Source organism: Streptomyces sp. NPDC048197 (assembly GCF_043202395.1).
Taxonomy (GTDB): domain Bacteria; phylum Actinomycetota; class Actinomycetes; order Streptomycetales; family Streptomycetaceae; genus Streptomyces; species Streptomyces siderophoricus.
This window is the reverse complement of the sequence record NZ_JBIDAJ010000071.1, coordinates 1-10,789: the sequence shown is the minus strand read 5'-3', so window position 1 is coordinate 10,789 and position 10,789 is coordinate 1. Positions and strand designations below refer to the sequence as shown.

The 10,789-nt window shown below is 72.4% G+C and carries 7 protein-coding genes; 5 read left to right on the top strand and 2 right to left on the bottom strand.

Going from position 1 to position 10,789, the window contains the following annotated elements; genetic code table 11:
• Positions 1-194: 194 nt before the first annotated feature.
• Both meaB and ACGF4C_RS39035 read right to left on the bottom strand, forming a co-directional pair.
• The gene (gene meaB / locus ACGF4C_RS39040; protein WP_030815435.1) at positions 195-1,154 is read right to left on the bottom strand and encodes a methylmalonyl Co-A mutase-associated GTPase MeaB; all 960 of its coding nucleotides are present in this window, start codon (positions 1,152-1,154) and stop codon (positions 195-197) included.
• Between the two features lie 71 nt (positions 1,155-1,225).
• The gene (locus ACGF4C_RS39035; RefSeq protein ID WP_393573375.1) at positions 1,226-2,437 is read right to left on the bottom strand and encodes an acetyl-CoA C-acetyltransferase; all 1,212 of its coding nucleotides are present in this window, start codon (positions 2,435-2,437) and stop codon (positions 1,226-1,228) included.
• A gap of 137 nt (positions 2,438-2,574) precedes the next feature.
• Here ACGF4C_RS39035 and mce point away from each other — a divergent pair, with 137 nt between their 5' ends.
• The 5 genes from mce to ACGF4C_RS39010 all read left to right on the top strand — a co-directional run bounded on the left by mce (position 2,575) and on the right by ACGF4C_RS39010 (position 10,485).
• Positions 2,575-3,015 (top strand): methylmalonyl-CoA epimerase, encoded by a 441-nt coding sequence (mce, locus tag ACGF4C_RS39030; protein WP_030414112.1) that lies wholly within the window; start codon positions 2,575-2,577, stop codon positions 3,013-3,015.
• Positions 3,016-3,225: 210 nt separating this feature from the next.
• Complete coding sequence (gene scy, locus ACGF4C_RS39025) at positions 3,226-7,488, top strand: polarized growth protein Scy (RefSeq protein ID WP_393573373.1); 4,263 nt, start codon at positions 3,226-3,228, stop codon at positions 7,486-7,488.
• A gap of 113 nt (positions 7,489-7,601) precedes the next feature.
• Positions 7,602-8,540, top strand: coding sequence for a cellulose-binding protein (locus ACGF4C_RS39020; RefSeq protein WP_030414114.1), 939 nt, complete (start codon positions 7,602-7,604; stop codon positions 8,538-8,540).
• 145 nt (positions 8,541-8,685) lie between these two features.
• The gene (locus ACGF4C_RS39015; protein ID WP_393573370.1) at positions 8,686-9,708 is read left to right on the top strand and encodes an ABC transporter ATP-binding protein; all 1,023 of its coding nucleotides are present in this window, start codon (positions 8,686-8,688) and stop codon (positions 9,706-9,708) included.
• A gap of 3 nt (positions 9,709-9,711) precedes the next feature.
• On the top strand, positions 9,712-10,485 hold the full coding sequence (locus tag ACGF4C_RS39010; protein ID WP_393573368.1) for an ABC transporter permease: 774 nt from the start codon (positions 9,712-9,714) through the stop codon (positions 10,483-10,485).
• Positions 10,486-10,789 lie beyond the last annotated feature (304 nt).

Sequence of the window (10,789 nt, the reverse complement as noted above, 5' to 3'; positions counted from 1 at the left end):
GGGACGTAAAGCGACAGCAGTCCCAAACACCGGCCCCGCAGGCCCGTCACCGCACCCACCACAAACCCAGCCCGCCGCAGGCGCAACGGCGAGAAACCACCGCGGCGCCGCAGACAACTACGTACGGGGGCGCCGCAAGGCGCAACGGCGAGAAGCCCCGCGGCGCAGCAGACGGCTACGTGGGAGGCCCCGGCCTAGCCGCCATTCGTGACCCCTTCGACCAGCTCGTCCGCCGCCCGGTACGGATCCGTCTCGCCGGCCACTATCCGCTCGGCCAGCGCCTCCAGCCGGCGGTCGCCGCTCAGGTCGCCGATCCGCTCGCGCAGCGCCGTGACCGCGATCGTCTCGACCTCGTGGGCGGCCCGGGCGCGGCGCCGTTCGGCCAGGACGCCGTGCTCCTCCATCCAGGCCCGGTGCTTCTCCAGCGCCTCGACGACCTCGTCGACGCCCTCGGAGCGGGCGGCGACCGTCTTCACGATGGGCGGCCGCCAGTCCCCGGGCGCCCGGGATTCGCCGAGGCCCAGCATGTGGTTGAGCTCCCGGGCGGTGGCGTCGGCGCCGTCCCGGTCGGCCTTGTTGACCACGTAGACGTCGCCGATCTCCAGGATTCCGGCCTTGGCGGCCTGGATGCCGTCGCCCATGCCGGGCGCGAGCAGCACCACGGAGGTGTCCGCCTGGGAGGCGATCTCCACCTCGGACTGGCCGACCCCGACCGTCTCGACGAGAATCACGTCGCAGCCGGCCCCGTCGAGGACCCGGATGGCCTGCGGAGCGGCCCAGGCCAGTCCGCCCAGATGGCCGCGGGTGGCCATCGAGCGGATGTAGACGCCGGGGTCGGAGGCGTGTTCGCTCATCCGGACCCGGTCGCCGAGCAGCGCGCCGCCGGAGAACGGCGAGGACGGGTCGACGGCGAGCACGCCGACCCGCTTGCCCGTCCTGCGGTACGCGGTGACCAGGGCCGAGGTGGTGGTGGACTTGCCGACGCCCGGTGAGCCGGTCAGCCCGACCACGTAGGCGTTGCCGGTGAGCGGCGCCAGCGCCGCCATCACCTCGCGCAGTTCCGGCGCCGCCCCCTCCACGAGGGAGATCAGCCGGGCCACCGCCCTCGGCCGGCCCTGCCGTGCCTGTTCCACCAGCTGGGGGACGTCCACCATCGCTGCTCGGCTCCTTCGGCTCGCTGATACCCGACTCGGCAGCCCGTACGCACGCGCGTACGGGCTGTCGCTTACTTACCCGGTACGCGGATGATCAGCGCGTCGCCCTGACCGCCGCCACCGCACAGCGCGGCCGCGCCGGTCCCGCCGCCGCGCCGGCGCAATTCCAGGGCCAGGTGCAGCACGATGCGGGCACCGGACATCCCGATCGGGTGACCCAGGGCAATCGCGCCGCCGTTGACATTCACCTTTTCCGGGGAGACCCCCAGATCCTTCATTGACTGCACGGCGACCGCCGCGAACGCCTCGTTGATCTCGATCAGGTCGAGGTCGGCGACGGTCAGGCCCTCCTTGCCCAGGGCGTGGTCGATGGCGTTGGACGGCTGGGACTGCAGCGAGTTGTCGGGGCCGGCGACATTGCCGTGCGCGCCGATCTCCGCGATCCATTCCAGGCCGAGTTCCTGGGCCTTGGCCTTGCTCATCACGACGACGGCGGCCGCGCCGTCCGAGATCTGCGAGGACGTGCCTGCGGTGATCGTGCCGTCCTTGGCGAACGCCGGGCGCAGCTTGCCCAGCGACTCCGCGGTGGTCTCCGCCCGGATGCCCTCGTCCTTGCTGAAGAGGACCGGGTCACCCTTGCGCTGCGGGATCTCCACGGGGGTGATCTCGGCCTCGAAGAGCCCGTTCTTCTGGGCGGCGGCGGCCCGCTGGTGCGAGGCCGCGGCGATCTCGTCCTGCTCCGGACGGGCGATTCCCAGCCGGGTGTTGTGCTTCTCGGTCGACTCGCCCATGGCGATGCCCTCGAACGAGTCGGTCAGGCCGTCGTGGGCCATCGCGTCGAGCATCTCGACGGCGCCGTACTTGTAGCCCTCCCGGGACTTGGGGAGGAGGTGCGGCGCGTTGCTCATGGACTCCTGGCCGCCGGCGACGACGATGTCGAACTCACCCGCACGGATCAGCTGGTCGGCCAGCGCGATCGCGTCCAGTCCGGAGAGGCACACCTTGTTGACGGTGAGCGCGGGGACGTTCATGGGGATGCCGGCCTTGACGGCGGCCTGGCGCGCCGGGATCTGCCCCGCCCCGGCCTGCAGCACCTGGCCCATGATCACGTACTGCACCTGGTCGCCGCCGATGCCCGCCCGGTCCAGCGCCGCCTTGATGGCGAAGCCGCCCAGATCGGCGCCCGAGAAGGTCCGCAGGGATCCGAGGAGCCGCCCCATCGGGGTACGGGCTCCCGCCACGATTACTGAGGTGGTGCCGTTCGTGCCGTTGGTTTCAGACATGCGATGCGGCCTTCCTTTGCAGGGAAGTTAACGAGGGTTCCCGTCAATGTACTGAGCGGTACCCGTCGGGTCACCGGCCAGCAGGTGTGATCGCGCGCACGTTGCGTAACCAGTCGTGAGAGGGGTGCACTGGAACCATGCTGACGCGAATCGACCACATCGGGATCGCCTGTTTCGACCTCGACAAGACTGTCGAGTTCTACCGTGCCACGTACGGCTTCGAGGTGTTCCACACCGAGGTCAACGAGGAGCAGGGTGTCCGGGAGGCCATGCTGAAAATCAACGAGACCTCGGACGGCGGGGCCTCCTACCTCCAGCTCCTGGAGCCCACCCGCGAGGACTCCGCGGTGGGCAAATGGCTGGCCAAGAACGGCGAGGGCGTCCACCACATCGCCTTCGGCACCGCGGACGTCGACGGGGATTCCGACGCCATCCGCGGCAAGGGCGTCCGGGTGCTCTACGACGAGCCCCGGACGGGTTCGATGGGCTCGCGGATCACCTTCCTGCACCCCAAGGACTGCCACGGCGTGCTCACCGAACTCGTCACCGCCGCACCCCCCGCCAGCACGGACCACTGACCTTCACGTTCCCCGGCCGGTAGAGTGCAGCTTCGGCCGGGGTACGGGAGTGGGGCTCGGTCCATACTCTGCCGATGATCTGACACCATTTCTTCGGAGAAGGGTCAGCTCCAACGGGTGCCAGTCGAGTACGACGTGACGTGTACGGGACGAGCGCTGCAGGACCGGAGCCGGCCGCCACCATGACCAGGGGACGGATGGGACCGCGCAGTGCGGGGCAACGAGCGCCAGGAGCGTAAGTGGGCTGAGGACGACCACCTCTCGCAGTTCGAAGCCGAGATGGAGCGGCTGAAGACCGAGCGGGACAAGGCCGTCCAGCACGCCGACGACCTCGGCTACCAGGTCGAGGTGCTGCGCGCCAAGCTGCACGAGGCGCGTCGCAATCTCGCGACCCGTCCTGCCTACGACAACGTCAGCCACCAGGCCGAACAACTGCTGCGCAATGCGCAGATCCAGGCCGATCAGCTGCGGTCGGACGCCGAGCGGGAGCTGCGCGAGGCACGGGCACAGACCCAGCGGCTGCTGCAGGAGCAGGCCGAGCGGCAGGCCCGGCTGGAGGCCGAGCTGCACGCCGAGGCGGTCAGCCGCCGCCAGCGGCTCGACGAGGAGCTCAACGAGCGCCGGCAGACCGTCGAATCGCACGTCAACGAGAACGTCGCCTGGGCCGAACAGCTGCGCGCCCGCACGGAGTCGCAGGCCCGCCGGCTGATGGAGGAGTCCCGGGCGGAGGCCGAAGCGGCCCTGGCGTCCGCGCGCGCCGAGGCCCAGCGGCTGATCGAGCAGTCCCGGGCCAGGCTCGGTTCGGAGGCCGAAGCGGCCCGCGCCGAGGCCGAAGCCCTGCTGCGCCGGGCCCGCACGGACGCCGAGCGGCTGCTGACCGCCGCGTCCAACCAGGCCCAGGAGGCCACGGATCAGGCCGAGCAGCTGCGCACCGCGGCCGGCACGGAGTCGGAGGAGGCGCGCCGTGCGGCCATCGAGCTGACCCGTACCGCCGAGGCCCGGCTGCAGGAGGCGGACACGGCGCTGCGCGAGGCGCGCGCCGAGGCCGAGAAGCTGGTCGAGGAGGCGCAGCAGAGCGCCGGGAAGCGGCTGTCGGCCGCCGAGTCGGAGAACGAACAGCGCACCCGTACGGCCAAGGCGGAGATCGCCCGGCTGGTCGGCGAGGCCACCAAGGAGGCCGAGGCGCTCAAGGCCGAGGCCGAGCAACTGCGGGCCGACGCCCGTACGGAGACCGAGCGGCTGCTCGCCGAGGCGCAGGAGGCCGCCCGGTCGAAGGCGGCGGAGGACTCCGCGGCACAGCTGGCGAAGGCCGCGCGGGCCGCCGAGGAGATGCTGACCAAGGCGTCCGAGGACGCCAAGGCCGCGACCAAGGCCGCCGCCGAGGAGGCCGAGCGGCTGCGCAAGGAGGCCGAGGCCGAGGCCGACCGGCTGCGCGAGGAGGCGCACGACACCGCGGCGCAGCTCAAGGGCGCGGCGAAGGACGACACCAAGGAGTACCGCGCCAAGACCGTCGAACTCCAGGAGGAGGCGCGGCGGCTGCGCGGCGAGGCGGAGCAGCTGCGGGCCGACGCGGTCGCCGAGGGCGAGCGGATCCGCGGCGAGGCCCGGCGCGAGGCGGTCCAGCAGATCGAGGAGGCGGCCGGTACCGCCGAGGAGCTGCTGGCCAAGGCCAAGTCCGATGCGGAGGAGACCCGTTCGGGTGCCGTCGCGGAGAGCGAGCGGGTCCGGACGGAGGCCATCGAGCGGGCATCGGCGCTGCGCCGGCAGGCCGATGACGCGCTGGAGCGGGCGCGTTCGGAGGCCGAACAGCTGCTGCTGGAGGGCACCCAGGCCGCCGAGGAGCTGACGTCGGAGGCCGAGAAGAGCGCCGCGAAGCTGCGCGCGGAGGCCGAGGAGGCCGCCGGCCAGCTGCGCACCGACGCCCAGGCGGAACTGGACCGGCTGCGTACTGAGGCCGAGGAGCGGGTCGCGGCCGCCGAGGAGTCGCTGCGCGAGGCCCGCACGGAGGCCGAACGGCTGCGCCGCGAGACGCAGGAGGAGGCCGCCCGGCTCAAGGCCGAGGCCGCCGAGCGCCGCCGCACGCTCCAGCAGGAGGCCGAGGAGGAGGCCGAGCGGCTGCGTACGGAGGCCGCCGCGGACGCCGCCGCGGCGCGCTCCGAGGGCGAGTCGGTGGCCGTACGGCTGCGCAGCGAGGCGGCGGCCGAGGCCGAACGGCTCAAGTCGGAGGCGCAGGAGACCGCGGACCGGGTGCGCGCGGAGGCCGCGGCCGCCGCGGAGCGCACCGGCGCCGAGGCGGCCGAGGCCCTGGCCGAGGCGCAGGAGGAGGCCGCGCGGCGCCGCCGGGAGGCCGAGCAACTGCTCGGCGAGGCCCGCGAGGAGGCCCACCAGGAGCGCACCGCGGCCCGCGAGCAGAGCGAGGAGCTGCTGGCCTCGGCCCGTACGCGGGTGGCCGAGGCGCAGGAGGAGGCCGAGCGGCTGGTCGAGGAGGCGGACCGGCGGGCCGGCGAGCTGGTGGCGACGGCCGAGCAGACCGCGCAGCAGGTGCGGGACTCGGTCGCGGGGCTGCACGAGCAGGCCGCCGAGGAGATCGCCGGACTGCGGTCGGCGGCCGAACACGCCGCGGAGCGCACGCGGTCGGAGGCCCAGGAGGAGGCCGACCGGGTCCGCAAGGACGCCTACGACGAGCGGGAGCGCGCCTCGGAGGACGCGGCGCGCACCCGGCGCGAGGCACAGGAGGCGTCGGAGGCCGCCAAGACCCTTGCCGAGCGGGCCGTTGCGGAGGCCATCGAGGAGGCCGAGCGGCTGCGCACGGAGGCGGCCGGGGTGCTCGACGAGGCCCGCCGGGACTCCAACGCGGCGCGTACGGAGGCCGCCGAGCAGGCCGACCGGCTGGTCGCGGAGGCGACCGCGCAGGCCGAGAAGCTGGTCACGGACGCCTCGGCGAAGGCGCAAGCGCTGCGGACCGACGCCTCGGACGCGCTGGCGGCCGGCGAGCAGGACGCCGCGCGGGCCCGCGCCGAGGCGCGCGAGGACGCGAACCGGATCCGGTCGGACGCCGCGGAGCAGGCCGACCGCCTGATCACCGAGGCCCGTTCGGAGGCCGAACGGATCGTCACCGAGGCGACCGAGCTGACGTCTTCGGCACAGGACGACGCGGACCGTACGGTCCGGGAGGCGCAGGAGGCCGCCGAGCGGCTGCGCGCGGAGGGCGAGCAGCAGGCGCAGTCCCTGGTGGCCGAGGCGACCGGTACGGCCGAGCGGCTGCGCGCCGAGGCGGCCGAGGTGCTGGAGCAGGCGCGCCGGGACGCCGAGCGCACCGGCGATCAGGCGCGCGCGGACGCCAACAAGGCCCGCGCGGACGCCGCGGAGCAGGCCGACACGCTGGTGTCGGAGGCCGCGACGGAGGCGCAGCGGCTGCGCACCGAGGCGGCGGAGACCACCGCGGACGCCGAGCGGGAGGCGGACCGTACCCGGGCCGACGCCCGCGAGCAGGCGGACCGGATGATCGCCACCGCCACCGCGGAGGCGGACCGGCTGCGGGCCGAGGCGGCCGAGACGGTCACCGCGGCGCAGGAGCACGCCGGCCGTACCCGTAACGAATCGGCCAAAATCAAGGAGGAGGCGGAGGCGGCCGCCGAGCGGCAGCGTACGGAGGCCCAGGAGGAGGCCGACCGGCTGCTCGACGAGGCCCGCAAGGACGCCGCCAAGCGCCGCGGGGACGCCGCGGAGCAGGCCGACCAGCTGATCGCCAAGGCTCAGGAGGAGGCGCTGAAGGTCGCCACCCAGGCCGAGGAGCAGGCCGACACGATGGTCGGGGCGGCCCGCAAGGAGGCCGAGCGGCTGATCGCGGAGGCGACCGCGGACGGCAACGCCCGGGTGGAGAAGTCCCGTACGGACGCCAACGCGCTGCTGGAGGAGGCCCGTGGGGACGCCACCGCCATAAGGGAGCGCGCCGAGGAGCTGCGGCAGCGGATCGAGTCCGAGGTCGAGGAGCTGCACGAGCGGGCCCGCCGGGAGTCGGCGGAGACCATGAAGAACGCCGGCGAGCGGGTCGACAAGCTCATCGCGCAGGCCACCGCGCAGCAGGTGGAGGCCGAGGAGAAGGCCGACCGGATGATGGCGGACGCCAACAGCGAGGCGAGCAAGGTCCGGATCGCGGCGGTCAAGAAGGCCGAGGGCCTGATCAAGGAGGCCGAGAACAAGAAGGCCGCGGCGGTGCGCGACGCGGAGCGGATGCGCGAGGAGGCCCGGGAGGAGGCCGCCCGCATCGTGGACGAGGGCAAGCGCGAGCTGGAGACCCTGGTCCGCCGGCGGGAGGACATCAACACCGAAATCTCCCGCGTCCAGGACGTTCTGGAGGCTTTGGAGTCCTTCGAGACACCCGGTGGAGGGGGCGAAAACAAGGGCAACGGGGTGAAAGCGGGCGCGGGCGCCGGAACAACTCGTTCGAGTGGCAAGCAGTCTGAAGGGTAGCCACTCAAATGAGGGGTCATTCTCCAGATCAAACGGGCAATGACTCGATGACACGCCGTTGTGACCCCTAGGATTCTCCTTATCACCTCACCGGTCTCTTCGACAGGAACCCCATGAGCGACACTTCCTCCCCCTTCGGCTTCGAGCTCGTGCGGCGTGGGTACGACCGCGGTCAGGTGGATGACCGCATCACGAAGCTCGTCGCCGACCGCGACAGCGCGCTGGCCCGCATCACGTCGCTGGAAAAGCGGATCGAGGAACTCCACCTCGAGACGCAGAACGCCCAGGCGCAGGTCAATGACGCCGAACCGTCCTACGCGGGCCTCGGCGCGCGCGTCGAGAAGATCCTCCGGCTTGCCGAGGAGGAGGCCAAGGACCTGCGCGAGGAGGCCCGCCGGGCCGCCGAGCAGCACCGCGAGCTGGCCGAGTCGGCCGCCCAGCAGGTCCGCAATGACGCGGAGGCGTTCGCCGCCGAGCGCAAGGCGAAGGCGGAGGACGAGGGCGCCCGGATCGTCGAGAAGGCCAAGGGTGAGGCGTCCACGCTGCGCGCCGAGGCCCAGAAGGACGCCCAGTCCAAGCGGGAGGAGGCCGACTCCCTCTTCGAGGAGACCCGTGCCAAGGCCGCCCAGGCCGCCGCCGACTTCGAGACCAACCTCGCCAAGCGCCGCGAGCAGTCCGAGCGCGACCTCGCCTCCCGTCAGGCCAAGGCCGAGAAGCGGCTCGCCGAGATCGAGCACCGCGCCGAGCAGCTCCGCCTGGAGGCCGAGAAGCTGCGTACGGACGCCGAGCGCCGGGCCCGCCAGACGGTGGAGACCGCGCAGCGCCAGGCCGAGGACATCGTGGCGGACGCCAACGCCAAGGCGGACCGGATCCGCAGCGAATCCGAGCGTGAGCTGGCGGCGCTGACCAACCGCCGCGACTCCATCAACGCCCAGCTGACCAACGTCCGCGAGATGCTGGCCACGCTGACCGGTGCGGCGGTGGCCGCGGCCGGCGCCCCCGGCGACGACGAGGCGGTCTCCCGCGGCGTCCCGGCCCAGCAGACGCGCTGAACCATCCGTCGGAAGGTTTCGCCAGATTCGACCGAGCCCCCGTACCGCCCTCTGAGGCGGTGGCGGGGGCCCGGTCGTACAGGGGGTCAGCCAGCCGGCCCCGCCCCGGTGGCCGGGCCGTCCAGGCGCGCCTAGCGTGCTGTACATGATCGAGCTTGAGGGGCTGACCAAGCACTACGGCGACAAGGTCGCGGTGGACCACCTCACCTTCACGGTGCGGCCCGGCATCATCACCGGCTTCCTCGGCCCCAACGGCGCGGGCAAGTCGACCACCATGCGGATGATGCTGGATCTCGACAACCCGACGTCGGGCACGGTCCGGATCGACGGCAGGCACTACCGCCAGCTCGAAGACCCCCTGACGTACATCGGCGCACTGCTGGAGGCCAAGGCGGTGCACGGCGGCCGGAGCGCCGCCAACCACCTGCTGTGCCTGGCGCAGAGCAACGGCATCCCGCGCAGCCGGGTCGGCGAGGTGCTCGAAATGGTCGGGCTGAGCTCGGTCGCGAGGAAGCGCGCGAAGGGCTTCTCCCTCGGCATGGGCCAGCGGCTGGGCATCGCCGCCGCCCTGCTCGGCGATCCGCAGGTGCTGCTCTTCGACGAGCCGGTCAACGGCCTCGACCCCGAGGGCATCCACTGGATCCGCAACCTGATGAAGCACCTCGCGGCCCAGGGCCGTACGGTCTTCGTCTCCTCCCACCTGATGAGCGAGATGGCGCTGACCGCCGACCACTTGGTGGTCATCGGCCAGGGCCGGCTGATGGCGGACACGTCCATGAAGGACTTCATCCACCAGAACTCGCGCTCGTACGTCCGGATGCGTTCCCCGGAACAGCAGAAGCTGCTCGACGTGCTGCGCGCCGAGGGCATCCACGCGGTGGCGGCCGGCGGCGGTGCGCTGGAGATCGACGGGGTACCGGCCGAGCGGCTCGGCGAACTCGCCGCCGCCCACCAGCTGACCCTGCACGAGCTGAGCCCCCAGCAGGCGTCCCTGGAGGAGGCGTTCATGCGGCTGACGGCCGGCTCGGTCGAGTACCACGCGCACAACGGCGAGCCGGTGCCGGTGCGGACCGCCGCCGTCCCGGGAACCCCCCAGCCGGCCGGGGCACGGCCGGGCGAGCCGCAGCCGACCGGCTGGGGCGCGGACTGGCAGAAGAAGAGGAGCTGACCCATGGCGGCGGTCGGGCAGGTCATCCGGTCCGAGTGGACCAAGATCAGATCGGTGCGGTCGACGGTGTGGACGCTGGGCATCGCCGTCCTGGTCACCGTCGGGCTGGGCATGCTGATCTGCACCCTGGCCAACCACGACTTCAACTCCATGCCGGCCCGCGACCGGCTGTCGTTCGACGCCACCAACATCAGCTTCGCCGGTATGGGACTGGGTCAGCTCGCGATGATCGTCTTCGGCGTGCTGGTGGTCTCCAACGAGTACAGCACCGGCATGATCCGCGCCTCGCTGGCCGCGGTACCGCAACGCGGCACGTTCCTGTTCTGCAAACTGCTGGTCGCCACCGCGCTGGTCTTCGTCGTCGGCCTGGCCACCAGCTTCGTGACGTTCTTCGCCGGCCAGACGATGCTGGGCGATCTGCGCGCCCACCTCGGCGACCCGGGCGTACTGCGCGCCGTGATCGGCGGCGGCCTCTACATGACCCTGATCGCCCTGTTCTCGATGGCGGTCGCCACGATGCTGCGCAGCCCGATGCTCTCGCTGGGCATCCTGATGCCGTTCTTCTTCCTGATCTCCAACATCCTCGGCAACGTCTCCGCCACCAGGAAGATCGGCCGCTTCCTCCCCGACCAGGCCGGCTCGAAGATCATGCAGGTCGTCCCCCGCGCCGGCGAGGACGTCCCGTACGGACCGTGGGGCGGACTGGGCATCATGATCGCTTGGACGGCGGTGGCACTCGTCGGGGGATACGTCCTGCTGAAACGCCGCGACGCGTGACGCTGCGCTTGGCTGTTCCTCCCACGTAGCTGGCTGTCCCGCCGCGGGGCGCTTTGCGGCGCCGCGTACGTACGTGGCCGTCCCGCCGCGGGGCGCTGCGCTTTGCGGAGCCTCGTACGTACCTAGCCGTCCCACCGCGGGGCTCGCTCACCGTTGCCGCTTTGCGGCGCCGCGTACGTACCTAGCAGTCCCGCCGCGGGGCTCGCTCACCGTTGCGCGCTTTGCGGCGCCGCCCACGTACTCGGCTGCAGCGCCGTGCTCGTTGCTCGCCTTTGCCGCTTTGCGGCGCCGCGTACGTAGCTGG

Excerpts from the sequence above, each read along its gene's own strand:
- ACGF4C_RS39020 (WP_030414114.1), top strand. The coding sequence starts at position 7,602 with ATGAGCGACACTTCCTCCCCCTTCGGCTTCGAGCTCGTGCGGCGTGGG.
- ACGF4C_RS39015 (WP_393573370.1), top strand. The coding sequence starts at position 8,686 with ATGATCGAGCTTGAGGGGCTGACCAAGCACTACGGCGACAAGGTCGCG.
- mce (WP_030414112.1), top strand. The coding sequence starts at position 2,575 with ATGCTGACGCGAATCGACCACATCGGGATCGCCTGTTTCGACCTCGAC.
- ACGF4C_RS39035 (WP_393573375.1), bottom strand. The coding sequence starts at position 2,437 with ATGTCTGAAACCAACGGCACGAACGGCACCACCTCAGTAATCGTGGCG.
- ACGF4C_RS39010 (WP_393573368.1), top strand. The coding sequence starts at position 9,712 with ATGGCGGCGGTCGGGCAGGTCATCCGGTCCGAGTGGACCAAGATCAGA.
- meaB (WP_030815435.1), bottom strand. The coding sequence starts at position 1,154 with ATGGTGGACGTCCCCCAGCTGGTGGAACAGGCACGGCAGGGCCGGCCG.